Below are 24,580 nucleotides of genomic sequence, written 5' to 3'. Positions count from 1 at the left end.
CGGGTGCTCCAGTGCTGCGGGTGGTGGGACGGACCGGTGGGGTGACCGGTCGGTCTAGACCCGCATCACGCACAGCTCCAGCCGGTCGGGCGCCGGGCGGCCGGGGTCGCGTACGGGGAACCGTACGGCCGTCGCCGCGGTCGGGGCGGCCTCCTCGGGCGCCGCCCGGGCCGGCGGCACCTGGGCGTGCTCGCTCTTGGCGCGGGCCGGGACGGCGGGGACGCCCCCGTCGCCGGGGGCGTGCGGGGCGCAGGCCGGACCCCGGTGGCCGGTACCGGCCGGTGCCGCCGCGGCCGGGCCCGCGGCCGGGTCGGCGAAGGTGCCCACGGACGGGTCCGTGGACGTGCCCGTGAACGTGTCCGCGGCCGGGCCGGGGAGCATTCCTGCCCGGGGAACGGCGGTCGCCGCCGGGACCGCGGGGGTCGTGCCCGGACCGGCCGCGGCAGGGGCGGCCGCGCCCAGCAGCACCGCCAGTACCGCGAGCACGGCGCAGCCGAAGAGGCGGAGGCGGGACAAGGTGGGCTGCCTCTCACTCGTACGACCGACGGACTCGTCCCGAAATGGTACGGGTCCACCCGACAAATGCGTTCGCCACCCGGAGGGCGCAGGTGAGATCCTCGATCAGGTATGTCTACTTCCTTCGCCGCCCTGCAGACGCTTCTCGGTGAGATCTCCCTCCGTGACGCGCACCGCCTCGGCCGCCGCCTCGAAGGCGCCCGCCGTATCCGCAAGCCCGAGGCCAAGCAGGCCGTGCTCGACGAGATCGCCGCGGAGGCCTCCAAGGCCGCCGGGCGGCTGGCCGGCCGTGCCTCGCGGATGCCGGAGGTCACGTATCCCGAGAACCTGCCCGTCAGCCAGAAGAAGGACGAGATCGCCGAGGCGATACGCGACCACCAGGTCGTGATCGTCGCGGGCGAGACCGGGTCCGGCAAGACCACGCAGATCCCCAAGATCTGCATGGAGCTGGGCCGCGGCGTCCGCGGCATGATCGGGCACACCCAGCCCCGCCGGATCGCCGCCCGCACGGTCGCGGAGCGCATCGCCGAGGAGCTGAAGTCCGAGATCGGGCAGACCGTCGGCTGGAAGGTCCGCTTCACCGACCAGGTGGACCAGGACGCGACCTTCGTGAAGCTGATGACGGACGGCATCCTGCTCGCCGAGATCCAGACCGACCGCGAGCTGCGCGCCTACGACACGATCATCATCGACGAGGCCCACGAGCGGTCGCTGAACATCGACTTCCTGCTGGGCTACCTGGCCACGCTGCTGCCGAAGCGTCCCGACCTCAAGGTCGTCATCACCTCGGCGACCATCGACCCCGAGCGCTTCTCCCGGCACTTCGGCGAGGCGCCGATCGTCGAGGTCAGCGGGCGGACGTATCCGGTGGAGGTCCGCTACCGGCCGCTGCTGGAGGAGGAGGGCGACGACAGCGACCGCGACCAGATCACGGCCATCTGCGAGGCCGTCGACGAGCTCCAGTCGGAGGGGCCGGGCGACATCCTGGTCTTCCTCTCGGGCGAGCGCGAGATCCGTGACACGGCGGATGCCCTGAACAAACGGAACCTGCGCTTCACCGAGGTTCTCCCCCTATATGCGCGCCTCTCGCACGCCGAGCAGCACCGCGTCTTCCAGCAGCACACGGGCCGCCGGATCGTCCTCGCCACGAACGTCGCCGAGACCTCCCTGACCGTCCCGGGCATCAAGTACGTGATCGACCCGGGCACCGCCCGGATCTCCCGCTACAGCCACCGCACCAAGGTCCAGCGCCTGCCCATCGAGCGGATCTCGCAGGCCAGCGCCAACCAGCGCAAGGGCCGCTGCGGCCGTACCTCCGACGGCATCTGCATCCGGCTGTACTCCGAGGACGACTTCAACGCCCGTCCCGAGTTCACCGACGCCGAGATCCTGCGCACGAACCTGGCCTCCGTCATCCTCCAGATGACCGCCGCGGGCCTGGGCGAGATCGAGAAGTTCCCCTTCATCGACCCGCCGGACCACCGCAACATCCGCGACGGCGTACAGCTCCTCCAGGAACTCGGCGCGCTGGACCCGGCCGAGAAGGATCCGAAGAAGCGCCTGACGCAGATGGGCCGCCAGCTCTCGCAGCTCCCGGTGGACCCGCGCCTGGCCCGCATGGTCATCGAGGCCGACAAGAACAACTGCGTCCGCGAGGTCATGGTCATCGCGGCGGCCCTGTCCATCCAGGACCCGCGCGAGCGCCCCTCGGACAAGCAGACCCAGGCCGACCAGAACCACGCCCGCTTCAAGGACGAGACCAGCGACTTCCTCTCGTTCCTGAACATGTGGCGCTACGTGCGCGAGCAGCAGAAGGAGCGCGGCTCGTCCTCGTTCCGCCGCATGTGCAAGCAGGAGTACCTGAACTTCCTGCGGATCCGCGAGTGGCAGGACATCTACTCCCAGCTGCGCACGGTCGCCAAGAGCATGGGCATCCACGTCAACGAGGCCGATGCCCCCGAGCAGGTCATCCACGTCTCGCTGCTGGCCGGTCTGCTGTCCCACATCGGGCTCAAGGACACCGACAAGAACGAGTACCTCGGTGCCCGCAGCGCCAAGTTCGCGATCTTCCCGGGCTCCTCGCTCTTCAAGAAGCAGCCGAAGTTCGTGATGTCGGCCGAGCTGGTGGAGACCTCGCGGCTGTGGGCCCGGGTGAACGCCAAGGTGGAGCCCGAGTGGGTGGAGCCGCTGGCCCAGCACCTGATCAAGCGCACGTACAGCGAGCCGCACTGGGAGAAGGACCAGGCGGCCGTGATGGCGTACGAGAAGGTCACGCTGTACGGCGTACCGATCGTCGCCCAGCGGAAGATCAACTACGGCCGCATCGATCCCGAGGTCTCGCGCGAGCTGTTCATCCGCAACGCGCTCGTCGAGGGCGACTGGCGCACGCACCACAAGTTCTACGCCGACAACCGCAAGCTCCTCACCGAGGTGGAGGAGCTGGAGAACCGGGCCCGGCGCCGCGACATCGTGGTGGACGACGAGACCCTCTTCGACTTCTACGACCAGAAGATCCCCGCCCACGTCGTCTCCGGGGCGCACTTCGACTCCTGGTGGAAGCACAAGAAGCGCGAGGAGCCCGAACTCCTCGACTTCGAGCGGGAAATGCTGCTGACCGAGAAGGCGGCCGGGGTCACCAAGGCCGACTACCCGGACTCCTGGCGGCAGGGGCAGCTGAAGTTCCGGGTGACCTACCAGTTCGAGCCGGGCGCGGACGCCGACGGCGTGACCGTCCACATCCCGCTCCAGGTGCTGAACCAGGTCACCGACGAGGGCTTCGACTGGCAGATCCCGGGTCTGCGGGAGGAGGTCGTCACCGAGCTGATCCGCTCGCTGCCGAAGCCGATCCGCCGGCACTACGTGCCCGCGCCGAACTACGCCGGCCGCTTCCTGGACACTGCGGTGCCCCTGCAGGAGCCGCTGCCGGTCACGCTGGCGCGCGAGCTCCAGCGGATGGTCGGGGTCCCGGTCTCGGCCGAGGACTTCGACCTCACCCGGATCCCCGACCACCTGAAGATCACCTTCCGGATCATCGACGAGCGCCGCAAGAACCTCGCCGAGGACAAGGACCTGGAGGCCCTGCGGCTGAGGCTGAAGCCGAAGGCCCGCCAGGCGCTCTCCAAGGCCGCCGCGGCCACCGCCGAGCGGGCGGGCGGGGAGTCGGTGGAGCGCACCGGGCTGACCGACTGGACAATCGGCACGCTGACCAAGGTCTTCGAGACCCGGCGGGCCGGCCAGCCGGTGAAGGCCTACCCGGCGCTGGTCGACGAGGGCGCGACCGTCTCCGTACGGCTCTTCGACACCGAGGCCGAGCAGCAGCAGGCGATGTGGCTGGGCACCCGGCGGCTCATCCTGCTGAACATCCCGGTGAACCCGGCGAAGTTCGCCTCGGACCACCTGAGCAACCAGCAGAAGCTGGCCCTGTCCCGGAACCCGCACGGCTCCATCCAGGCGCTCTTCGACGACTGCGCGACCGCGGCGACCGACAGGCTGATCGCCGACCACGGCGGCCCGGCGTGGGACGAGGCGGGCTTCCGGAAGCTCTACGAGGCCGTCCGCGCCGACCTGGTGGACACCACCGTGCGTACGGTGAGCCAGGTGCAGCAGGTGCTGGCCGCCTGGCAGGCCTGTGAGCGCCGGCTGAAGGCGACCGGCAGCCTGGCCCTGGTCGCGAACATCCAGGACGTCAAGACGCAGCTGGCGGCCCTCATGCCGGCCGGCTTCGTGACGCTCACGGGGCTGCGCCGGCTGGGGGACCTGATGCGCTACCTGGTGGCGGTGGACCGGCGGCTCCAGCAGATGCCCACGGGCGTCCAGCGCGACACCACGCGCATGGAGAAGGTCCACGAGATGCAGGACGAGTACGCCTGGCTGCTGGAGCAGTTGCCGAAGGGGCGGCCGGTCCCGTCCACGGTCACCGACATCCGCTGGATGATCGAGGAACTGCGCGTCAGTTACTTCGCGCACGCGCTCGGGACGGCGTACCCGATCTCCGACAAGCGGATCGTGAAGGCGGTGGATGCGGCGGCGCCGTGACCGGCGCCGCGGTCCGGTTCGACTGCACCCCCTGAGCTGCGGTACAGTCTGATTCGCAGCCGCCGAGCGGCCGCAAATCAAGGACCTGTGGAGCAGTTGGTTAGCTCGCCACCCTGTCAAGGTGGAGGTCGCGGGTTCAAGTCCCGTCAGGTTCGCAGAAACGTCAGGGCCCGTATCCCCCAGGGGATACGGGCCCTGACGCGTTGGTGGGTGGCGCCGCCCGTGGGGCCTTGGGGGCCCCTGGGGGCCGTTGGAGCACCCGTGTCACCCGTGGACCCTCCGGTCGGCCTCCGCAGCCCCTCCGGGCCGCCCGTGGACCCCGTACCCTCCCCCGGACCCCCGCCACCCCTCCCCGTCCCCCGCCACCCCTCCCTGCCCCCTCGCGCCGAACCACGGGCCCACCACGGGTGAACCGCGCGCGGAGAGCATGTGGAAAGAACACATGAGGAGAGCGCATGGGGAGCACGTGAAGAGCGCATGGAGTTGACGGCGGAATCACTCAGGAAGGCGCCGGCGAGTACCGCCGGACCGACCGTCATCCGGAATCCCCCGTTCGCATGATGTGCCTCGCGAAGCACATCCCCTTTACGGGGTGCATTACCGGATATACAAGAGTGATCATCTGTGACGGGTGTCACCGCATGAGTTTTTGAGACTCATACTTTTATAGGACCCATACGCCGGCTCGATAGAATATGTGCAATGGCACCTGCCCCGCGGAGCCCCCGCGCGCACCCGGGACCCCCCTGACCTGGGCATAAAAAGATCGCGCTGGACCCGGCGGAGTCCAGCGCGATCGAACGACCTGGGACCTGTTGGGGCAGGCCCGGCCGTTTGAAGCCATGTGGGTTTCATCGGATTGGGGGACCCGATATAAACCCGTTAAAGCGGGGTGTTTGCGCGACCTCAGGCCTCGCTGCGCTGCTGCGGAATTCCCGCGAGCAGTGCGCGAACCTCGGCCTCGCGGTACCGGCGGTGTCCACCCAGGGTGCGGATGGACGTGAGCTTGCCAGCCTTGGCCCAGCGGGTGACCGTCTTCGGGTCCACGCGGAACATCGTGGCAACCTCAGCCGGGGTCAGCAGCGGCTCGGCATCAGGGGTGCGAGCGGTCATGAGCGGCCTCCTCGGGAGAACCGAACCATCTCGGTTCTTTCCTCTAAATTCTGCACCTTGGCCCGCGTTGCCCGAAATGGACATACGCGGGCCGAGTCGGTTATAGGACGAACGGCTTGTCCTCGGCACTACAACTACACCATCCGTCCAGCCTCGACGGCCAAACCGACGGAATTGCCCTCCGAGGTGTTCATCAGCGGCGGAAGCCGATGGACCGTCTCATAACGGACAGTCACCCCACTGTGACGATCAGTCACAGAGCGATCAGGAGTCGTCAGACCCCCCGTAGAGTGCAATGCCGAGCATTCCGCCCTTAGTTGGGCGGAAGGAACCCTCCCCGGACTCCTTGTCCTATTTTGGCACGAGGGTAGGGGAAGGGCGCAAGGGTGTAGTTAGTGCGGTCCGTCACGCTTGGGCCAATGGCCCGTATCGGGACGTAGGTCCTGGCACTACGTCCCGAATGCCATGATCAGGCCTCTGATCAGCCAGTATTGACCGATCGACCGATACCGCACGATACGTCCGGGCTCTTCGGAGCAGGAATAAGTCACACCGGTCACTTCTGGCCTAATTCGCGAAAAGTCGCTCCCGAACCGCCCGCCACCGCTCCGCCAGCTCCCCGTAGACCTCGGACGCCGCCTCCGTGTCCCCGGCCCGCAGGGCCTCGATGCCCGCCGCCAGGTCCCCGGCCGAGCGGTCGGCCGCCAGCCGGTCGGCCGGCAGCGCGTGCAGCAGCCCGCCGTAGTCCAGCTCCACCATCGAGCGCGGATGGAACTCCTCCAGCCAGCTCCCCACCTCCACCAGCCCGTCGGCGAGCATCCCGTACCCCTCCGCGTCGCGCAGGGTCCGCAGCGCCCGGGCGAGCCGGCGCCGCGCCTGCACCATCGGCGTGCGGTAGCGCAGCCGCTCGCCCGGCACGTGGTCGCGCTCCTCGTCGGCCACCAGCACGAACCAGCGCAGCGGGATCTGCCACACCCCCGTACGGATCCAGGGGCGCGCGTCCGGGTTCCGTTCGCGCCAGTGCTCGTAGTCCTCTGCCGCCCGCCGGCGCGCCCCCGGCGGGAGCGCCGCGTCCAGCACCGGGCGCGGGAAGGACTCGACCAGCTCCTGGAGGGCCAGCCAGCCGCGGAGCCGCGTGCGCCAGGGGCAGACCAGCACCACCCCGTCGACCACCGCCGTGAAGGCGTCCGCGCTCTCGTGCGCGGGCACCCCCACCACCGGGACCCGCACCAAATTCACCAGCGAGCGGCGCAGTTCGTCCTGGGCGGTCGGGGTCGCCCCGCGCCGGGCGTAGTCGGACCAGTGCGTGCGCTCCGGCTCGGCGAAGGCGGCCAGGGGCTCGTAGACGCGCAGGTAGGAGGCGTACGGGACGGTCGGCGCCGAGCGCGCGGACGACAGCGGGGCATCGGAGGATTCGCTCACGCTCTCGTACTGCCCTGTCCCGGGGTCAGGTTCACCTCCCGGGCGCCCCCGCGCCTCCCGTACACCAGGAGTGTTTCGATCCTCGGACAGGTCACCTACGGGCGGCCCACAGGTCTTACGCTGCTCCCAGCACGCCCTCCCCCACCCGCAGGGCGGGCGTCTTTCCGCCGCATCTCTTCCATGGGAGTCACCACCGTGACCGAAATGACCGACGGCGTCCTGCACACCCTGTTCCGTACGGAGCAGGGCGGCCACGAGCAAGTCGTGCTGTGCCAGGACCGCGCCACCGGCCTGAAGGCCGTCATCGCCATCCACTCCACCGCCCTGGGCCCCGCCCTCGGCGGTACGCGCTTCCACGCGTACGCCTCCGACGAGGAGGCCGTCCTCGACGCGCTGAACCTCTCGCGCGGCATGTCGTACAAGAACGCCCTCGCCGGTCTCGACCTCGGCGGCGGCAAGGCCGTCATCATCGGCGACCCGGACGTCCTCAAGAGCGAGGAACTGCTGGAGGCCTACGGCCGGTTCGTGGAGTCCCTCGGCGGCCGCTACGTCACCGCCTGCGACGTCGGCACCTACGTGGCCGACATGGACGTCGTGGCCCGCGAGACCCGCTGGGCCACCGGCCGCTCCCCCGAGAACGGCGGCGCCGGCGACTCCTCGGTCCTCACCGCCTTCGGTGTCTTCCAGGGCATGCGCGCCAGCGCCCAGCACCTGTGGGGCGACCCGACCCTGCGCGGCCGCAAGGTCGGCGTGGCCGGCGTCGGCAAGGTGGGCCACTACCTGGTCGAGCACCTGCTGGAGGACGGCGCCGAGGTCGTGATCACGGACGTGCGCGAGGAGTCCGTGCAGCGGATCCTCGACAAGCACCCGGGCAAGGTCACCGCGGTCGCCGACACGGACGCGCTGATCCGCACGGAGGGCCTGGAGATCTACGCCCCCTGCGCGCTCGGCGGCGCACTCAACGACGACACCGTCCCGGCGCTGACCGCGACGATCGTCTGCGGTGCGGCGAACAACCAGCTCGCCCACCCGGGCATCGAGAAGGACCTCTCCGACCGCGGGATCCTCTACGCGCCGGACTACGTGGTCAACGCGGGCGGTGTCATCCAGGTCGCCGACGAGCTGCGCGGCTTCGACTTCGACCGCTGCAAGGCCAAGGCGACGAAGATCTTCGACACCACGCTGGAAATCTTTGCTCGCGCGAAGGCTGATGGGATTCCGCCGGCTGCGGCGGCCGACCGGATCGCCGAGCAGCGGATGGCGGACGGCCGCGCCGCCCGCGCCGTCTGAGCCCTTCCCGGGGCCTTTCGGGTGCGCCCGCCGGGGTGTGGGGAGACGGAACTCACTGCACTTCGGCGGGTCGCCCGCCAGGAAAGGGTTAAAATCGCAGCTGACCAGCGAGGACGGGGCGCCTTGTTGGTTCTGCACCGGGGCGCGTCATGCGGGCGGCGTACCGTATGGCCGCGGAAGCAGGTACCGTTAAACCCCTACGGACGGTCTCTCCACGGAGAGCCCGCTCCGAACCATGAACGCGTGTCAGACTCTGGGGCCGTCGAGCCCCGTCACCGAGGGGGTCGAGCCATGGGGCGCGGCCGGGCCAAGGCCAAGCAGACAAAGGTCGCCCGCCAGCTGAAGTACAACAGCGGCGGGACTGACCTCTCGCGTCTGGCCAATGAGCTGGGCGCATCGCCGACAGAGCCGCTGCCTATCAGCGAGCCGGTCGAAGTCGATGACGATCTGGACGACGACGACCCGTACGCCAAGTACGCGGATCTCTACAACAGCGATGACGACGACGAGGACGAAGAGTCCGGGCCGTCTGCTCAGCGTCGCGGCGCTTGACGCCCTGAGGCGTCTGCACGACAGACAAAAGACTGAAACCCGGTCCAGGGCATAGCCCCGGGCCGGGTTTCAGTGCTGCTCAGCTCGCGTAGGAGCCGGTCAGGGTCGCACCCTCGGTGCGGTCGCCGCGGTCCAGGATCTCTCCCGCGACCCAGGCGTCCACACCCCGGTCGGCCAGCGCGGTCAGCGCCACGTCCACCGACTCCTGCGGGACGACGGCCATCATGCCGACGCCCATGTTCAGGGTCTTCTCCAGCTCCAGCTGCTCCACCTGTCCGGCCTTGCCGACCAGGTCGAAGATCGCGCCGGGGGCCCAGGTGGTGCGGTCGACCGTGGCGTGCAGGTGGTCCGGGATGACCCGGGCCAGGTTCGCCGCGAGGCCACCGCCGGTGATGTGCGAGTAGGCGTGCACCTCGGCCGTACGGGTGAGGGCCATGCAGTCCAGCGAGTAGATCTTGGTGGGCTCCAGGAGCTCCTCGCCGAGGGTCCGTCCGAGCTCCTCGACGTGGCCCTCCAGCGACATCTTCGCGCGGTCGAAGAGGACGTGGCGGACCAGCGAGTACCCGTTCGAGTGAAGGCCGGACGACGCCATGGCGATGACGGCGTCACCCGTACGGATGCGATCCGCGCCGAGCAGGCGGTCGTACTCCACGACGCCGGTTCCGGCGCCCGCCACGTCGAAGTCGTCCGGGCCCAGCAGGCCGGGGTGCTCGGCGGTCTCGCCGCCCACCAGGGCGCAGCCGGCGAGGACGCAGCCCTCGGCGATGCCCTTGACGATCGCGGCGACACGCTCGGGGTGCACCTTGCCGACGCAGATGTAGTCGGTCATGAAGAGCGGCTCGGCTCCGCAGACGACGATGTCGTCCATGACCATCGCCACCAGGTCGTGGCCGATGGTGTCGTACACGCCGAGCTGGCGGGCGATGTCCACCTTGGTGCCTACGCCGTCGGTGGCCGAGGCGAGCAGCGGGCGCTCGTAGCGCTTGAGGGCGGAGGCGTCGAAGAGGCCGGCGAAGCCGCCGAGGCCACCGAGGACCTCGGGGCGCTGCGTCTTCTTCACCCACTCCTTCATCAGCTCGACGGCGCGGTCGCCCGCTTCGATGTCCACGCCTGCGGCTGCGTAGCTGGCACCGGTGGTCTTCTCTGTCATGACAGGAGAGAGCTTTCGTGTCGTTACTGCGTGTGGTGCCGGGCCCTGGGAGAAGCCTCAAAGACAGGGCCCGGCGCAGGTTGAACCAGGGCTACGGGCGACGGAGCGCGTCGGCGGCGTCCGTGCCGCCCGCGAGCTCGGACTCCAGCAGCTGCTTGCCCAGGAGCTGCGGGTCGGGCAGCTCCATCGGGTACTCGCCGTCGAAGCAGGCACGGCAGAGATTGGGCTTCTGGATGGTGGTCGCCTCGACCATCGCGTCGAGCGAGATGTACGAGAGCGAGTCCGCGCCGAGCGACGTGGCGATCTCGTCGACCGTCATGCCGTTGGCGATCAGCTCGGCCCGGGTGGCGAAGTCGATGCCGAAGAAGCACGGCCACTTCACCGGCGGCGAGGAGATCCGGATGTGGACCTCCGCCGCGCCGGCCTCGCGGAGCATCTTGACCAGGGCGCGCTGGGTGTTGCCGCGGACGATCGAGTCGTCGACGACCACCAGGCGCTTGCCCCGGATGACTTCCTTGAGGGGGTTGAGCTTGAGCCGGATGCCGAGCTGGCGGATCGTCTGCGAGGGCTGGATGAAGGTCCGGCCCACGTAGGCGTTCTTGACCAGGCCGGAACCGTACGGAATCCCGCTGGCCTCGGCGTATCCGACGGCGGCGGGCGTGCCGGATTCCGGCGTCGCTATCACCAGGTCGGCGTCGACCGGGGCTTCCTTGGCCAGGCGCCGGCCCATCTCGACACGCGAGAGGTAGACGTTCCGGCCGGCGATGTCGGTGTCCGGGCGCGCCAGGTAGACGTACTCGAAGACACAGCCCTTGGGCTTTGCTTCCGCGAACCTGGAGGTGCGCAGACCGTTCTCGTCGATCGCGATGAGCTCGCCCGGCTCGACCTCGCGGACGAAGCTGGCGCCGCAGATGTCGAGGGCGGCGGTCTCGCTCGCCACCACCCAGCCGCGCTCCAGGCGGCCGAGGACCAGCGGGCGGATGCCCTGCGGGTCACGGGCGGTGTAGAGGGTCCCCTCGTCCATGAAGACGAGGGAGAAGGCGCCCTTGACCTGAGGCAGGACCTTGGCGGCCGACTCCTCGATGGTCAGGGGCTTGCCCTCGTCGTCGGTCTGACCGGCGAGCAGGGCGGTGACCAGGTCGGTGTCATTGGTGGCGGCCACCTGGGTGGCGCGGCCGTCCTGACGGGGGAGGTCGGCGACCATCTCGGCAAGCTCGGCGGTGTTCACCAGGTTGCCGTTGTGACCCAGGGCAATGGAGCCGTGGGCGGTCGCACGGAAAGTGGGCTGAGCGTTCTCCCAGACGGAGGCCCCGGTGGTCGAATAGCGGGCGTGACCGACCGCGATATGACCTTGGAGCGAGCCGAGAGAGGTTTCGTCGAAGACTTGGGAAACGAGGCCCATGTCCTTGAAGACGAGGATCTGGGAACCGTTGCTCACAGCGATTCCCGCGGACTCTTGTCCACGGTGCTGCAGGGCATACAGTCCGAAGTAGGTGAGCTTGGCGACCTCTTCACCCGGAGCCCAGACACCGAAGACGCCGCAAGCGTCCTGGGGGCCCTTTTCGCCGGGGAGCAGGTCGTGGTTGAGTCGTCCATCACCACGAGGCACGCTCCCGAGTGTAGGCGAGATCGACCACTGGTCCGAATTGGGGACGCCCGGGAAATGTCACAGCACAGAGGGTGACCGATCCCTTCCGTCTCGGTATCCGGAAACGCTTGTTGACAGGTGCACGGGCATTCGGACAGGCTCTCGCCCCATGCAGCCTCTCGGTGACCGAACCGTCACCCTCGTCGAGCGCCGGCACGTGGACCTTGTCCGTGTCGCGAGCGCCATCTGTCGCTGTTCTGCGTAGTCACACGCCGCTTTCGGTTCTTTTCCTTTCCTGATCCCTGCCCGAAGCCCGCCCTGCCGTGCCGCGCGCCGTCCCGCGCCGCCCGGGGCGGGCCGTCGGGCCGTGCCTTGGAGTACCTGTGACCTCGTACGAACCCCATCTGTCCCGGCGTGCCTTCGGCGGCGCGGTCGGCGTGAGCGCGGCCGCCGCGGCGGTGGGGCTGGGCGCCTCCCCGGCAGCCGCCGCCCCGTCCGCCGGGGACGGGCAGAACACACCGCAGGAGCGGGAGTTCCGGGCCGGGCGGCCCCGGCCCTCCCGCCGGCCGAACATCCTGTTCATCCTCGGCGACGACCTGGGCTGGGCCGACCTCTCCTCGTACAGCTCCCCGCACATCAAGACCCCGAACCTGGACCGGCTCGCCCGCCAGGGCGTCCGGTTCACCGACGCCTACTCGGGCTCCGCGACCTGCTCGCCGACCCGGTTCAGCCTCTACACCGGGCGCTACCCGGGCCGCACCAGGGGCGGGCTGGCCGAGCCGATCGCGGACAAGACCGTGGGCCTCGACCCCACGCACCCGACCCTGGCCTCGCTGCTGAAGGGGGCCGGCTACGCCACCGCGCTCATCGGCAAGTGGCACGCGGGCCACCTGCCCGACTACAGCCCCACCAAGTCCGGCTGGGACGAGTTCTTCGGCAACTTCGGCGGGGCCCTGGAGTACTACTCCAAGCTGGGCCTGGGCGGCGAGTACGACCTCTACGAGGGCGACGCCGAGTACAAGGACCTGCGGTACTACACCCGGATCATCACCGAACGGGCGAGCGAGTACGTCTCCCGCGACCACCACGGCAAGCCGTGGCTGCTGAACCTCAACTTCACCACCCCGCACTGGCCGTGGATCGCCGACGGGGACACGGAGGAGAGCGCCGAGATCGTCCGGCGGATCAAGGCCGGCGACGGGCGCGCCCTGTGGCACCAGGACGGCGGCTCCGTCGAGAAGTACAAGGAGATGGTCGAGGACCTCGACCGCTCGATCGGCGAGGTGCTGAAGGCGCTGAAGCGCTCCGGTCAGGAGGAGGACACCGTCGTGGTCTTCTCCAGCGACAACGGCGGCGAGCGCTTCTCGTACAACTGGCCGCTGTCCGGCAACAAGGCCTCCCTCCAGGAGGGCGGGATCCGGGTGCCGAACATCGTGCGCTGGCCCGCCCGGCTGGACGGCGGACAGGTCAGCCACGTCCCGGTGTTCAGCCCGGACTGGACGGCGACCCTGCTGGAGCTGGCCGGGGCGCGGCCCGACCGGGCCCACCCGCTGGACGGGGTGAGCCTGGCCGGGTACCTGCTGCGCGGCGAGAAGGTGGCCGAGCGGGACCTGTTCTGGCGGGTGCGGGGCGAGCGCGCGCTGCGCCGCGGCGACTGGAAGTACTACCGGGGCAAGGCGGGCAGGGACCAGCTGTTCAACCTGGCCGGGGACGTCCGCGAGCAGGCCGACAAGGCCTCCGTGGAGCCGGCCCGGCTGGCGCAGCTGCGGGCGGCCTGGGAGAAGACCGACGCCGGACTGCTGCCCTACCCGGGCTGACCCACCGGGTGGCGGGTCGGCCGCAGGTCAGCGGGTCATTCCGCGGCCGAGGCCGCCCCGGCGGTCAGGCCCTTGCCGTCCGGTGCGGTGAGGGTCAGGGTCCGGCCGTCGACCTTCGCCGTGAGCGGGCCGCTGCCGAACAGCCCGGTCAGCGCCTTCTCGACCTCGCCCACCGGGCCGTCACAGGCCATCCGGGTCGAGGTGAGCGGCCCGAAGGTGACCGTGGAGCCGACGACGGTGGCCTGCGCGCTGAACCGGTTGCAGCCCAGGATGCCGCTCACGGCGAAGTCCGGGGCGATGGTGAACCGCGCCTTCCCGGCAGCCTCGGCGGGCAGGGAGGCCGCGGTACCGGCGCCGACCAGGGACTCCACGGTCCACGGTGTCGTGGTGAGCGGGGCGTCCGGGACCGGGGGCGTGGACGTCATGGCGAGGGTGCTCCCGTCGGCGGCCTTCAGGGTGAGCCGGTCGGGGCCCCGGTCGATGGTCATCCTGCCCTGGAACACCTTGGCGAAGGCCGTCTCGAACTCCATGTCCGCGCAGGCCATGGTGGTCGAGGCACCGGGTGTGACGGTCACCGCGGAGGGGCCGGCGAAGGCCACCGCCGCCGTGAAGCCGTTGCAGCCGTAGTTGCCCTTGGCCTCGTTCTCCCCGATGTCGACACGGGCGGCCGCGGGCGCGTGCATCGTACGGCCGCCCGTGGTCAGGGACTCGACGGCCCAGGAACCCACGGGGTCGGGGAGCGGGGCGCTCCCGCTCGCCCCTCCCCGGCCGCAGCCGGCCAGGGCGAGGGCGAGTACGAGGGCCAGGCCCGCGGAGGTGTGGACGTGCCGGAAGGTACGCATGCCACTGGGACGGACCGGGCGCCGGAGCGGTTCCACCCCGCCCCCGCTCAGCTCATCAGGGGGAGCAGCGCCGACAGATCGGCCCGCTCGCCACTGGCCCGCACCTGCGCCGCGTCGAGCGCCTCGGCCCATCCCGTACGGCCGGTCGCGAGCCGGATCCAGGTCAGCGGGTCGGTCTCCACCACGTTCGGCGGGGTGCCGCGGGTGTGCCGCGGGCCCTCGATGCACTGGACCACCGCGAAGGGCGGGACGCGTACCTCGACCGAACCGCCCGGGGCCTTGAGCGCCAGGGCGTCGGCGAGCAGCCGGGTGCAGGCGGCCAGCGCCTGCCGCTCGATCGGGATGTCCAGTCCGGCGGCCCGGTTCAGGTCGTCGGTGTGGACGACCAGCTCCACGGTCCGGGTCACCAGGAAGTCGGCCAGGGTCATGTCGCCGATCCACAGGTCCAGCACGCGCTCGCCCGGATGCGCCGCGAGCGCCTCGGCCATGCGGACGGCCGCCCGCTCGTACAGCTCGGGCAGCGGCGCCCCGGTCAGGGTCTCCCTGGCTGCCTCGGAGATCTTCCCGGCCAGGGAGGCGGTGGCGAAGGGCCATTCCACGGCCGACAGTTCCGCGACCGCGGCCGGCGGCCGGGCCAGGCCACCCGCCAGCGAGTCGGCGATCCAGGCGATGTGCCCGGCGAGCTCGGCGACGCTCCAGTCACCGAGCCCGCTGGGGCGCGCCAGCCGCTCGGGCGTCAGCTCGGCGACGGCGCCGGCGACATGACCGAACTGCGCGGTCACGGCCGCCTTGATCTTCGCGGCGTCGTACCTGCGGGTCTTGGGTGCCATGCGCCGAGTCTGCCCGATCAGTCGCCGCCCCCACAGCCTCCGCCGCAACTGCTCCCGCAACTGCTGTCACTGCCGCAGCCGCCGGAGGAGCCGCAGCCGGAACCCCCGGAACCGCTCGACCGTTCGGCGGCGCGGGCGGCCCGCTCCTGGCGGCGGCGCTCGGCCTCGAGGGTGTACGAGGTGCCGGCGGGCCGCCAGGGCCGCAGGCGGCTGCGGCGCAGCGGCAGCAGCGGGGCGGCCGTGACGCTGTCCACGATGGTGGAGCCGCCGCTGTAGACGGCGTACCGGAGGATCACCTCGGCCCCCTCGCAGGGCACGCCGTACATCAGGGCCTCGTACGGCTCGGCGTCCTGGTCGATGTCGTGGTGGTCGGCGCGCAGCCGGCTCTCGGCCCCGCCGAGGAGGGTCGCGCGGTGGCCGGAGCTCCGGTGGCCGTCCGCGAACCGGTCCCGGAACCCGATCAGGGGCGGGGCGCCGGTCGTCGTGGCGTTCGCGAACAGCCAGCTGCACTTGCCGAGCTCGCGCCGGACCCCGATGCGCATCACCGGCTGCGGTCCGTCGTGCAGCCGCCGTGCGGCCCGCCGGGCGGTGAGGCCGCGGCCGAGCAGCGGGGTACCGGGGACGAGCAGCAGCATCGCGAGGACCTGCTGGCCCGTCGCGTCGTACGGGTGCTCGCGGCCGGCCCCCAGGTCCTGGACTGTCCCCCACACGAGCAGCGCGGTCGCGGCGAGGCAGAGCGCGCCCCCGGCGAGGAGCAGCCGGACACCGCGTCGGCGGTGGCCGTCGGGGAGGTGTTCCGGGACCGGGTAGCGGCCGGCGCGGCCGAAGGTCTCCAGGAAGAGAGCGCGCTGCCGTCGCCGCGACGCCAGCCGTACCAGGGACCCGGCGAACGCCCAGGCGCAGAGGGCCAGGACCAGGCACCGGCCGACGCGGCCCGGGCCGTCGGCGGGGTCGATCCCGTAGAGGCCGGTGACCGCGTCCAGGGCGATCAGCGGGGTGGACACGAGGGTGGCCGCGGGCAGGAAGCGGTACCAGCCGGGGAGGGCGAGCAGAAGGACGGCCTGGGCGTAGCCGGACCATTCGGTGCCGTGCTGCGCGGCTTCGGATTCGTTCCGGGCGATCAGGACGACGGCGAGGAGGACCAGCGGCGCGAGGACCCAGCCTCCCGTGACGGGGGCGAAGGCGGCGGGGACGCGCCCGTCGAGCCAGCGCTGGGCGTCCTTCACCCGCCAGGCCTTGACGCCGCCCCTGGGTATCGCCGCTGCGGGCAGGTGCTTGACGATGCTCACGCGGTCAGTATGGGGAGGCCCGCCCGCACGCCAGAAGCGTCTTCCGGGCACGGAATCGCTACGGCCGCTTACGTGGCGGACGCGCGCGAGCCCCCGGCCGGAGGAACCGGTCGGGGGCTCGGGCAGCAGCGGTGGATCAGGCCAGCAGGGCCGGGATCGTCGCCTCGTGGGCCTCGCGGAGCTCGGCCAGGGGGAGGGTGAACTCGCCCTGGATCTCGATCTCCTCGCCGTCCACCACACCGATGCGGGCGACCGGAAGGCCCCGCGCACCGCACATGTCGGTGAAGCGGAGCTCCTCGCTGCGCGGGACGGCCACGATGGCGCGGCCCGCGGACTCGGAGAACAGGAACGTGAAGGCGTCCAGACCCTCCGGCACCACGATCCGGGCACCGTTGCCGCCGCGCAGGCAGGACTCGGTGAGCGCCTGGATCACGCCGCCGTCGGACAGGTCGTGCGCGGCGTCGATCATGCCGTCGCGCGAGGCGGAGATCAGGATCTCGGCGAGCAGCTTCTCGCGGCCCAGGTCCACCTTCGGCGGCATGCCGCCGAGGTGGTCGTGGACGACCTGGGACCAGGCCGAGCCGCCGAACTCCTCGGCCGTGTCGCCCAGCAGGTACAGCAGCTGGCCGGCCTCCTTGAAGGCCATCGGCGTACGGCGGTTGACGTCGTCGATCACACCGAGGACCGCCACGACCGGGGTCGGGTGGATCGCGATGTCGCCCGTCTGGTTGTAGAGGGAGACGTTGCCGCCGGTCACCGGGGTGCCCAGCTCCAGGCAGCCGTCCGCAAGACCGCGACAGGCCTCGGCGAACTGCCACATGACGTCCGGGTCCTCGGGGGAACCGAAGTTCAGGCAGTCGGAGATGGCCAGCGGCTTGGCGCCGGTCGCCGCCACGTTGCGGTACGACTCCGCCAGCGCCAGCTGCGCGCCCGTGTACGGGTCGAGCTTGGCGAAGCGGCCGTTGCCGTCGGTGGCCATGGCCACGCCGAGGTTGGACTCCTCGTCGATGCGGACCATGCCCGCGTCCTCGGGCTGCGAGAGCACGGTGTTGCCCTGCACGAAGCGGTCGTACTGGTCGGTGACCCAGGACTTGGAGGCCTGGTTCGGGGAGGCGACCAGTGCGAGGACCTGGGCGCGCAGCTCCTCGGAGGTCTGCGGGCGCGGCAGCTTGCCGGCGTCGTCCGCCTGCAGCGCGTCCTGCCAGGAGGGGCGCGCGTAGGGGCGGTTGTAGACGGGGCCCTCGTGGGCGACGGTGCCCGGGGGCACGTCCACGATCTGCTCGCCGTGCCAGAAGATCTCCAGGCGCTCGCCCTCGGTCACCTCACCGATGACGGTGGCGATGACGTCCCACTTCTCGCAGATCTCCATGAAGCGGTCGACGTACTGCGGCTCGACGATCGCGCACATGCGCTCCTGCGACTCGCTCATGAGGATTTCCTCGGGCGAGAGCGTCGCGTCGCGCAGCGGCACGGTGTCCAGCTCGACCCGCATGCCGCCGGAACCGGCGGAGGCGAGCTCGGAGGTCGCGCAGGAGAGCCCGGCGCCGCCGAGGTCCTGGATGCCCGCGACCAGCTTCTCCTTGAAGATCTCCAGGGTGCACTCGATGAGGAGCTTCTCCTGGAAGGGGTCGCCGACCTGCACGGCGGGGCGCTTGGTGGGCTTGGTGTCGTCGAAGGTCTCGGACGCGAGGACCGAGACGCCGCCGATGCCGTCGCCGCCGGTGCGGGCGCCGTAGAGGATGACCTTGTTGCCGGGGCCGGAGGCCTTGGCGAGGTGGATGTCCTCGTGCTTCATCACGCCGATGCAGCCGGCGTTGACCAGGGGGTTGCCCTGGTAGCAGGCGTCGAAGACGACCTCGCCGCCGATGTTGGGCAGGCCCAGGCAGTTGCCGTAGCCGCCGATGCCCGCGACGACGCCGGGCAGGACGCGCCGGGTGTCGGGGTGGTCGGCGGCGCCGAAGCGCAGCGGGTCCACGACCGCGACCGGGCGGGCGCCCATCGCGAGGATGTCGCGGACGATGCCGCCGATGCCGGTGGCCGCGCCCTGGTAGGGCTCGATGTACGACGGGTGGTTGTGCGACTCGACCTTGAAGGTGACCGCGTAGCCCTGGCCCACGTCGACGACGCCGGCGTTCTCGCCGATGCCGACGAGCATGGCGTCGTTCTGGGGGGCCTTCTCGCCGAACTGCTTCAGGTGGACCTTGCTGCTCTTGTACGAGCAGTGCTCGGACCACATGACCGAGTACATGGCGAGCTCGGCGCCGGTGGGACGGCGGCCGAGGATCTCCCGGATCCGGACGTACTCGTCCTCCTTGAGGCCGAGTTCCTTCCAGGGCTGGGTGGCGTCCGGGGTTTCGGTGGCGTTCTTGACGGTGTCGAGGCTCATGCGCTGACCAGCTTCTTCAGGACCGAGGTGAAGAACGGGAGGCCGTCGGTGCGGCCCGTCCCGATCAGCGGCTCGACCGCGTGCTCGGGGTGCGGCATGAGGCCGACGATGTTGCCCGCGGCGTTGGTGATGCCCGCGATGTCGCGCAGCGAGCCGTTCGGGTTGCCGTCCAGGTAGCGGAAGGCCACGCGGCCTTCGGCCTCCAGTTCGTCGAGCGTGCGCTCGTCGGCGGTGTAGCGGCCGTCCATGTTCTTGAGCGGTACGGAGATCTCCTGGCCGGCGGTGTAGTCGCCGGTCCACGCGGTCTCCGCGTTCTCCACCCGCAGCTTCTGGTCGCGGCAGATGAAGTGCAGGTGGTTGTTCCGGAGCATCGCCCCCGGCAGCAGGTGGGCCTCGGTGAGGACCTGGAAGCCGTTGCAGATGCCCAGGACGGGCATGCCGCCCCTGGCCTGCTCGATGATGGTCTCCATCACCGGCGAGAAGCGGGAGATGGCCCCGGCGCGCAGGTAGTCCCCGTAGGAGAAGCCGCCCGCGAGGACGACCGCGTCGACCTGGTGCAGGTCCTTGTCGCGGTGCCACAGCGAGACCGGCTCGGCCCCCGCGAGGCGGACGGCGCGCAGCGAGTCACGGTCGTCGAGCGTTCCGGGGAACGTGACGACTCCGATGCGAGTGGTCACCGTCAGGCCTCGACCTTCACGGTGAAGTCTTCGATGACGGTGTTGGCGAGGAACGTTTCGGCCATCTTGTGGATGCGGTCGAGGGCGGCCTGGTCGACCGGTCCCTCCACCTCGAGCTCGAAGCGCTTCCCCTGGCGGACGTCGGCGATCCCCTCGAAGCCCAGGCGCGGCAGTGCACGCTGCACCGCCTGGCCCTGGGGGTCGAGGATCTCCGGCTTGAGCATGACGTCGACTACGACGCGTGCCATCGGGCACTCCCGTGTGGTGGTTGGTGCGAAGGCGGTTCCATCAGCGTACCCGGCCAAAATTTCTACGCGGGTAGATATCCAACGGGCGTGATCACCGAGCCGTTTCGGCTTCACCAACGCTTCGCAAAATCCCCCGGAAAACCACGCGCCCGGCATTGCGGCGGGACACGCGGAGAGAATTAACTGGGCTTCGCAATGCAATGGGAATCGAGGTACAAAGGAATCACTCCGGATTCCGGATGAAAGTTGCATTGCCCCGAAACATCCACACAGGCGACATCACCGCACGTCAGCAGGTGGCGACGTCGCACGAAGGGACCGATATCCGTGGCGCAGCGCGTAGTAGTCACGCTCTCCGACGACATCGATGGCGGAGAAGCGGCGGAAACGGTCGTGTTCGCTCTGGACGGAAAGTCCTACGAGATCGACCTCAATGCGGCGAACGCAAAGAAACTGCGGAAGGGCCTCGCCCCCTTCGTGGCCGCCGGCCGTCGCCAGTCGCGCTCGGGCAAGGCCTTCAAGCACACCTCCGTCGCCCCGGACCCGGCGGTCGTCCGCGCCTGGGCCCGGTCGAACCAGTACGAAGTGCCCCCGCGCGGCCGCATCCCCAAGAAGATCTACGAGGCCTACAACGCGGCCCACTGAGCGTCGATTTGCCATGCACCCCCATCCGTCGGCTAGTGTGTGGATCACGCCAAGGGGCCAGGCCGCAGGTCAGAGCCTCCGAGGTCGTGCGGGTGTAGTTCAGTAGCAGAACATCCCTCTTCCAGAGGGAAGGCGCAGTGTGCGATTCCTGTCACCCGCTCTGCATCACTTCCGGACCACTGCTGTGGATCGGGTAGAGTGATGCATGCATTGCCTCACGGCGGTGCATGCAGGGCATGCGGACGTAGCTCAGTTGGTAGAGCACCACCTTGCCAAGGTGGATGTCGCGCGTTCGAGTCGCGTCGTCCGCTCTGTAAGAAGAAGGCCCCGGTCATTGCGATCGGGGCCTTCTTCGTGTTTCCCCGGATGCGAAGCCGCCGCCCTCCTGACAAATGTCATCGGGGACCGTGACGGCACGCACTGCCGACCCGGCCCGGGCGCCGCGAATCTTGAACCATGACTGACACCGTGATCGAAGCCGAGGGCCTGCGCCGCGGCTACGCAGGAGGTTTTGAGGCCGTACGGGGCGTGTCCTTCTCCGTGGCCCGGGGCGAGATCTTCGCGCTGCTCGGCACCAACGGCGCGGGCAAGACCTCCACCGTCGAACTGCTGGAGGGACTGGCCGCGCCGAGCGGGGGCCGGGTGCGCGTCTTCGGGCTCGATCCGTACACGCGGCGGGCCGAGGTCCGCCCGCGCACCGGGGTCATGCTCCAGGAGGGCGGTTTCCCCTCCGACCTGACGGTGACCGAGACCGTCCGGATGTGGGGCGGGGTCACCAGCGGCGCCCGCCCGGCGGCGGAGGTGCTGGAACTGGTCGGCCTGGCCGCGCGGTCCTCCGTACGCGTCAAGCAGCTGTCCGGTGGCGAACGGCGGCGCCTGGACCTCGCGCTGGCCCTGCTCGGCCGGCCCGAGGTGCTCTTCCTCGACGAACCGACCACCGGCATGGACCCGGAGGGGCGCCGGGACACCTGGGCGCTCGTCCGGGCGCTGCGCGACCAGGGCACCACGGTGCTGCTGACCACGCACTACCTGGAGGAGGCCGAGGAGCTCGCGGACCGGCTCGCCATCCTCCACGAGGGGGAACTCGTCCTCTCCGGCAGCCCGGCCGAGGTGACCGCCACCCGTCCGGCCCGGATCCGCTTCACCCTGCCGGCCGAGGTGCCCGCGGCCCGGCTCCCGCTGACGCTGCGGGCGGCGGCCGACGGGCAGCGCGTGGAGATCCGTACCGAACGCCTCCAGGCCGACCTGGCCGAACTGCTGGACTGGGCCCGGGAGTGCGACGTCGAACTGGCCGGGCTCGACGCCCGGACCGCCTCCCTGGAGGAGGCCTTCCTGGAGATCGCCGAGAACCGCCGCACCACCGGCGGCCGCACCGAGGACACCAAGGCGGGGACCCGATGAACACGCTCACCCTGAACCCCGGCCGGCTCGTCGCGCTCGGCCGCTCGGAACTGACCCTGCTGGTGCGCAACCGGGCGGCGCTCACCCTGGCCGTCCTCATGCCCCTGCTGATGGTGTTCATCCTGCGCTCCTCGCTGAGCGGGGCCGACGGCGCCGAGGCCCTCGGCGAGGCCACCCTGACCGGCGGGATCGGCATGGTGCTGATCCTCGTCGTCCACATGAACCTGGTCTCCGCCTACGTCGCCCGGCGCGAGGAGCTCGTCCTCAAGCGGCTCCGCACCGGCGAGGCGACCGACCTGGAGATCATCGCCGGCACCGCCCTGCCGGCCGCCGTCCTGGCCTTCGGGCAGATCACCGTCCTCGCCGTGGCCGGTGCGGCCGCCCTGGACGTGCGCATGCCGCGCAACCCCTTGCTGCTCGTGGTGGCCGTGCTCGCGGGCATCGTGCTGCTGGCCGGGTTCTCCGCGCTGACCAGCTCGTTCACCCGCACCGTGGAGACCGCGGGCCTCACCACGCTGCCGTTGTTCCTGGCGACCGTGCTCGGCTCCGGGCTGTTCTTCCCGACGGACTCGCTGCCGGACCTGGCGGCGTCGCTGTGCGAACTGCTGCCGCTGAGCGGGGTGATGGACCTCGTACGGGCCGGGTGGAGCGGCGGCTCGGCGGGCGGGGACCTGCTGGGCGCCGGACTGAACACATTGGCCTGGATCGTGATCACCGTGTTTTCTGTGCGGAGGTGGTTCCGTTGGGAACCGCGCCGGTGAAGCGAGTCGGGGGACGGGGACCGTGTCGAAGATGACCGGGTGGTGGAAGAACCGCAGCACCGCGGGGAAGGTCGAGCTCTACACCAGGGGGTCGTTCCATCTCTTCGTCCTGCTGGAGATCACGTCCTTCGGGCTGATGCCCGTGGCCGCCACCGCCCCCTCGCGGCCCTCGGTCCTGCTGGCCCTCGCCCTGCTCCTCATGGTCTGCGGCCACGCGGTGCTGTGCGGGGTGCTGACCCACAAGGCGCTGCACTGGGTGGTGGGCCGGCGCGAACGCCCCACCCGGACGGCGGTGGCGGTGGTCGTCACGACGGCCGCGTGCACCCTGGCCGTGCTCACGCTCCGGGCGACCGGACACATCTCCGAGGAGGCCGTGGCGCCCACGCTGGTGGCGGGGCTGATCTGGTTCGCCTCGGGATCGCTGGTCCTGTGCCTGCGGTCGGTGAAGCGGATGCGGTACATCCCGCCGGTGGCGGCGGTCGCGACGGGGCTGGCCGCCCTCGCCCTGGGCACGCCGGCCGTCACGGCCCTGGGGTACTGCGTGGGCATCCTGCTCGGCAGCCTGTTCTTCGGCGCCACCTGCGGTTTCTCGGCGTGGCTGCTGAGAACGGTCTACGAGCTGGACCGCTCGCGCGAGGTCCAGGCACGGCTCGCGGTGGCGGAGGAGCGGCTGCGGTTCGGCCGTGACCTGCACGACGTGATGGGCCGCAACCTGGCGGTGATCGCGCTCAAGAGCGAGCTGGCGATACAGCTGGCCCGGCGCGAACGGCCGGAGGCGGTGGAGCAGATGATCGAGGTGCAGCGGATCGCCCAGGAGTCCCAGCGCGAGGTACGGGACGTGGTGCGGGGCTACCGGCAGGCGGACCTCTCGGTGGAGGTGGAAGGCGCGCGCGGCGTGCTCAGCGCAGCCGGGATGGACTGCCGCGTGGACTTCCTGGCCGCGCGGGGCACGGAGTTGCCCGCCGAGGTCCAGTCGGCCCTCGGCTGGGTGGTGCGCGAGGCGACGACGAACATCCTGCGGCACGGGGACGCGCACCGCTGCCTGATCCGGCTGACCGCCGCGGAGACGGGCGCCGTGACGCTGGTGGTGGAGAACGACGGGGCTCCCGAGACCCCGACCGGGCCGCCGGGCTCGGGGCTGGCCGGGCTGCGGGAACGACTCGCGGCCCTCGACGGGACGCTGCAGGCGGGACTGATCGGCGACGGCCGGTTCCGGCTGCGGGCGGAGATCCCGGACCGACGACTGCAAGGACTGGAGGTGCGGGCGTGAGCCCCGTACGCGTACTGCTCGCCGATGACGAGCACCTGATCCGGGGCGCGTTGGCCGCGCTGCTCGCGCTGGAGGACGACCTGCTCGTCGTCGCGGAGGCGGCCTCGGGACCCGAGGCACTGGCCATGGCACGGGCCCACCGGCCGGACGTGGCGGTGCTGGACCTGCAGATGCCGGGGGCGGACGGTGTGAGTGTCGCCACATCCCTGCGGGCCGAACTTCCGGGCTGCAAGACCATGATCGTGACCAGTCACGGCCGTCCGGGACACCTGAAGAGGGCCCTGGCGGCGGGGGTGCGCGCCTTCGCCCCGAAGACCGTTTCGGCGCAGCGGCTGGCCGAGCTGATCCGCACCGTGCACGCCGGAGGCCGCTACGTGGACCCGGAGTTGGCCGCTGACGCGATCAGCGCCGGGGACTCGCCGCTGACCGCGCGGGAGGCGGAAGTGCTCGAACTCGCGGCGGACGGGGCACCGGTCGCGGAGATCGCGGAGCGGGCCTCGCTGTCGCAGGGGACGGTACGGAACTACCTCTCCTCGGCGGCGACGAAGCTGGGTGCGGAGAACCGGCACACCGCAGTGCGTCTCGCACGCGAGCGAGGTTGGGTATAGTAGTTCTCGCGTTACGGCGCACCTGCGGACATAGCTCAGTTGGTAGAGCACCACCTTGCCAAGGTGGATGTCGCGCGTTCGAGTCGCGTTGTCCGCTCTGTAACGAGAGAAGCCCCCCGGTCCTCGGACCGGGGGGCTTC

The 24,580-nt window shown here is 70.6% G+C and carries 21 protein-coding genes and 4 tRNA genes; 14 read left to right on the top strand and 11 right to left on the bottom strand.

Going from position 1 to position 24,580, the window contains the following annotated elements:
- Positions 1–54: 54 nt before the first annotated feature.
- Positions 55–516 carry a hypothetical protein gene (locus tag ACWGE1_RS24115; protein WP_453422562.1) on the bottom strand — a complete coding sequence of 154 codons (462 nt, stop codon included), beginning with the start codon at positions 514–516 and terminating at the stop codon, positions 55–57.
- A gap of 111 nt (positions 517–627) precedes the next feature.
- Between ACWGE1_RS24115 and hrpA the strand changes: the two genes are divergently transcribed.
- Together hrpA and ACWGE1_RS24105 are read left to right on the top strand one after the other, a co-directional pair.
- Positions 628–4,551 (top strand): ATP-dependent RNA helicase HrpA, encoded by a 3,924-nt coding sequence (gene hrpA, locus ACWGE1_RS24110; RefSeq protein ID WP_453422561.1) that lies wholly within the window; start codon positions 628–630, stop codon positions 4,549–4,551.
- A gap of 81 nt (positions 4,552–4,632) precedes the next feature.
- Positions 4,633–4,706: transfer RNA gene (locus ACWGE1_RS24105), tRNA-Asp, on the top strand.
- Between the two features lie 751 nt (positions 4,707–5,457).
- Here the strand turns inward: ACWGE1_RS24105 and bldC are convergent.
- Positions 5,458–5,664: a developmental transcriptional regulator BldC gene (bldC, locus tag ACWGE1_RS24100; RefSeq protein ID WP_003949541.1), complete on the bottom strand. Its 207-nt coding sequence runs from the start codon at positions 5,662–5,664 to the stop codon at positions 5,458–5,460.
- A 567-nt stretch (positions 5,665–6,231) separates the two neighbouring features.
- The gene (locus tag ACWGE1_RS24095) at positions 6,232–7,086 is read right to left on the bottom strand and encodes a hypothetical protein (RefSeq protein WP_453422560.1); all 855 of its coding nucleotides are present in this window, start codon (positions 7,084–7,086) and stop codon (positions 6,232–6,234) included.
- A gap of 180 nt (positions 7,087–7,266) precedes the next feature.
- Between ACWGE1_RS24095 and ACWGE1_RS24090 the strand changes: the two genes are divergently transcribed.
- Together ACWGE1_RS24090 and ACWGE1_RS24085 are read left to right on the top strand one after the other, a co-directional pair.
- Positions 7,267–8,376, top strand: coding sequence for a Leu/Phe/Val dehydrogenase (locus ACWGE1_RS24090; protein WP_453422559.1), 1,110 nt, complete (start codon positions 7,267–7,269; stop codon positions 8,374–8,376).
- A gap of 291 nt (positions 8,377–8,667) precedes the next feature.
- Positions 8,668–8,928 carry a DUF3073 domain-containing protein gene (locus ACWGE1_RS24085; protein WP_031141582.1) on the top strand — a complete coding sequence of 87 codons (261 nt, stop codon included), beginning with the start codon at positions 8,668–8,670 and terminating at the stop codon, positions 8,926–8,928.
- Positions 8,929–9,007: 79 nt separating this feature from the next.
- Here ACWGE1_RS24085 and purM read toward each other — a convergent pair whose 3' ends face one another.
- Complete coding sequence (gene purM, locus ACWGE1_RS24080) at positions 9,008–10,078, bottom strand: phosphoribosylformylglycinamidine cyclo-ligase (RefSeq protein WP_453422558.1); 1,071 nt, start codon at positions 10,076–10,078, stop codon at positions 9,008–9,010.
- A gap of 91 nt (positions 10,079–10,169) precedes the next feature.
- Positions 10,170–11,687 carry an amidophosphoribosyltransferase gene (purF, locus tag ACWGE1_RS24075; RefSeq protein ID WP_030009390.1) on the bottom strand — a complete coding sequence of 506 codons (1,518 nt, stop codon included), beginning with the start codon at positions 11,685–11,687 and terminating at the stop codon, positions 10,170–10,172.
- Positions 11,688–11,835: 148 nt separating this feature from the next.
- Between purF and ACWGE1_RS24070 the strand changes: the two genes are divergently transcribed.
- Positions 11,836–11,931, top strand: a complete 96-nt coding sequence (locus tag ACWGE1_RS24070; protein ID WP_324617183.1) for a putative leader peptide — start codon at positions 11,836–11,838, stop codon at positions 11,929–11,931.
- A gap of 118 nt (positions 11,932–12,049) precedes the next feature.
- On the top strand, positions 12,050–13,483 hold the full coding sequence (locus ACWGE1_RS24065; RefSeq protein ID WP_453422557.1) for a sulfatase-like hydrolase/transferase: 1,434 nt from the start codon (positions 12,050–12,052) through the stop codon (positions 13,481–13,483).
- Between the two features lie 35 nt (positions 13,484–13,518).
- Here ACWGE1_RS24065 and ACWGE1_RS24060 read toward each other — a convergent pair whose 3' ends face one another.
- The 6 genes from ACWGE1_RS24060 to purS all read right to left on the bottom strand — a co-directional run bounded on the left by ACWGE1_RS24060 (position 13,519) and on the right by purS (position 19,755).
- Positions 13,519–14,325 (bottom strand): META domain-containing protein, encoded by an 807-nt coding sequence (locus ACWGE1_RS24060; RefSeq protein WP_453422556.1) that lies wholly within the window; start codon positions 14,323–14,325, stop codon positions 13,519–13,521.
- A 47-nt stretch (positions 14,326–14,372) separates the two neighbouring features.
- A complete protein-coding gene (locus ACWGE1_RS24055) occupies positions 14,373–15,155 on the bottom strand; it encodes a sterol carrier family protein (protein WP_453422555.1) in 783 nt (260 codons plus the stop codon).
- 17 nt (positions 15,156–15,172) lie between these two features.
- Positions 15,173–16,444 carry a hypothetical protein gene (locus ACWGE1_RS24050; protein WP_453422554.1) on the bottom strand — a complete coding sequence of 424 codons (1,272 nt, stop codon included), beginning with the start codon at positions 16,442–16,444 and terminating at the stop codon, positions 15,173–15,175.
- Positions 16,445–16,580: 136 nt separating this feature from the next.
- The gene (gene purL, locus ACWGE1_RS24045; protein WP_453422553.1) at positions 16,581–18,830 is read right to left on the bottom strand and encodes a phosphoribosylformylglycinamidine synthase subunit PurL; all 2,250 of its coding nucleotides are present in this window, start codon (positions 18,828–18,830) and stop codon (positions 16,581–16,583) included.
- A complete protein-coding gene (gene purQ, locus ACWGE1_RS24040) occupies positions 18,827–19,507 on the bottom strand; it encodes a phosphoribosylformylglycinamidine synthase subunit PurQ (RefSeq protein ID WP_030390145.1) in 681 nt (226 codons plus the stop codon). Before purQ ends, purL begins: the two co-directional genes overlap by 4 nt.
- Positions 19,508–19,509: 2 nt before the next feature.
- Positions 19,510–19,755: a phosphoribosylformylglycinamidine synthase subunit PurS gene (gene purS / locus ACWGE1_RS24035; RefSeq protein WP_030009438.1), complete on the bottom strand. Its 246-nt coding sequence runs from the start codon at positions 19,753–19,755 to the stop codon at positions 19,510–19,512.
- A 327-nt stretch (positions 19,756–20,082) separates the two neighbouring features.
- Here purS and ACWGE1_RS24030 point away from each other — a divergent pair, with 327 nt between their 5' ends.
- The 8 genes from ACWGE1_RS24030 to ACWGE1_RS23995 all read left to right on the top strand — a co-directional run bounded on the left by ACWGE1_RS24030 (position 20,083) and on the right by ACWGE1_RS23995 (position 24,537).
- Positions 20,083–20,400 carry a histone-like nucleoid-structuring protein Lsr2 gene (locus ACWGE1_RS24030; protein WP_360898972.1) on the top strand — a complete coding sequence of 106 codons (318 nt, stop codon included), beginning with the start codon at positions 20,083–20,085 and terminating at the stop codon, positions 20,398–20,400.
- An 88-nt stretch (positions 20,401–20,488) separates the two neighbouring features.
- A tRNA-Gly gene (locus tag ACWGE1_RS24025) sits at positions 20,489–20,560 on the top strand.
- A gap of 78 nt (positions 20,561–20,638) precedes the next feature.
- Positions 20,639–20,711 (top strand) — tRNA-Gly (locus ACWGE1_RS24020).
- 145 nt (positions 20,712–20,856) lie between these two features.
- On the top strand, positions 20,857–21,801 hold the full coding sequence (locus ACWGE1_RS24015) for an ABC transporter ATP-binding protein (protein WP_453422552.1): 945 nt from the start codon (positions 20,857–20,859) through the stop codon (positions 21,799–21,801).
- Positions 21,798–22,562, top strand: a complete 765-nt coding sequence (locus ACWGE1_RS24010; protein ID WP_453422551.1) for an ABC transporter permease — start codon at positions 21,798–21,800, stop codon at positions 22,560–22,562. Before ACWGE1_RS24015 ends, ACWGE1_RS24010 begins: the two co-directional genes overlap by 4 nt.
- Positions 22,563–22,584: 22 nt before the next feature.
- Positions 22,585–23,832: a sensor histidine kinase gene (locus ACWGE1_RS24005; RefSeq protein ID WP_453422550.1), complete on the top strand. Its 1,248-nt coding sequence runs from the start codon at positions 22,585–22,587 to the stop codon at positions 23,830–23,832.
- Positions 23,829–24,440 (top strand): response regulator, encoded by a 612-nt coding sequence (locus tag ACWGE1_RS24000; protein WP_393852179.1) that lies wholly within the window; start codon positions 23,829–23,831, stop codon positions 24,438–24,440. The genes ACWGE1_RS24005 and ACWGE1_RS24000 overlap by 4 nt, the downstream gene beginning before the upstream one ends.
- Positions 24,441–24,464: 24 nt before the next feature.
- Positions 24,465–24,537: transfer RNA gene (locus ACWGE1_RS23995), tRNA-Gly, on the top strand.
- Positions 24,538–24,580: the final 43 nt, after the last annotated feature.

The organism is Streptomyces sp. NPDC054932, assembly GCF_053610205.1.
This window is presented reverse-complemented; position numbering and strand designations above follow the sequence as displayed.

What these genes read in the sequence shown, in the direction of transcription:
- hrpA (WP_453422561.1), top strand. Translation starts at nt 628, where the DNA reads ATGTCTACTTCCTTCGCCGCCCTGCAGACGCTTCTCGGTGAGATCTCC.
- bldC (WP_003949541.1), bottom strand. Translation starts at nt 5,664, where the DNA reads ATGACCGCTCGCACCCCTGATGCCGAGCCGCTGCTGACCCCGGCTGAG.
- ACWGE1_RS24090 (WP_453422559.1), top strand. Translation starts at nt 7,267, where the DNA reads ATGGGAGTCACCACCGTGACCGAAATGACCGACGGCGTCCTGCACACC.
- ACWGE1_RS24085 (WP_031141582.1), top strand. Translation starts at nt 8,668, where the DNA reads ATGGGGCGCGGCCGGGCCAAGGCCAAGCAGACAAAGGTCGCCCGCCAG.
- purM (WP_453422558.1), bottom strand. Translation starts at nt 10,078, where the DNA reads ATGACAGAGAAGACCACCGGTGCCAGCTACGCAGCCGCAGGCGTGGAC.
- ACWGE1_RS24070 (WP_324617183.1), top strand. Translation starts at nt 11,836, where the DNA reads ATGCAGCCTCTCGGTGACCGAACCGTCACCCTCGTCGAGCGCCGGCAC.
- ACWGE1_RS24060 (WP_453422556.1), bottom strand. Translation starts at nt 14,325, where the DNA reads ATGCGTACCTTCCGGCACGTCCACACCTCCGCGGGCCTGGCCCTCGTA.
- ACWGE1_RS24055 (WP_453422555.1), bottom strand. Translation starts at nt 15,155, where the DNA reads ATGGCACCCAAGACCCGCAGGTACGACGCCGCGAAGATCAAGGCGGCC.
- purL (WP_453422553.1), bottom strand. Translation starts at nt 18,830, where the DNA reads ATGAGCCTCGACACCGTCAAGAACGCCACCGAAACCCCGGACGCCACC.
- purS (WP_030009438.1), bottom strand. Translation starts at nt 19,755, where the DNA reads ATGGCACGCGTCGTAGTCGACGTCATGCTCAAGCCGGAGATCCTCGAC.
- ACWGE1_RS24015 (WP_453422552.1), top strand. Translation starts at nt 20,857, where the DNA reads ATGACTGACACCGTGATCGAAGCCGAGGGCCTGCGCCGCGGCTACGCA.
- ACWGE1_RS24010 (WP_453422551.1), top strand. Translation starts at nt 21,798, where the DNA reads ATGAACACGCTCACCCTGAACCCCGGCCGGCTCGTCGCGCTCGGCCGC.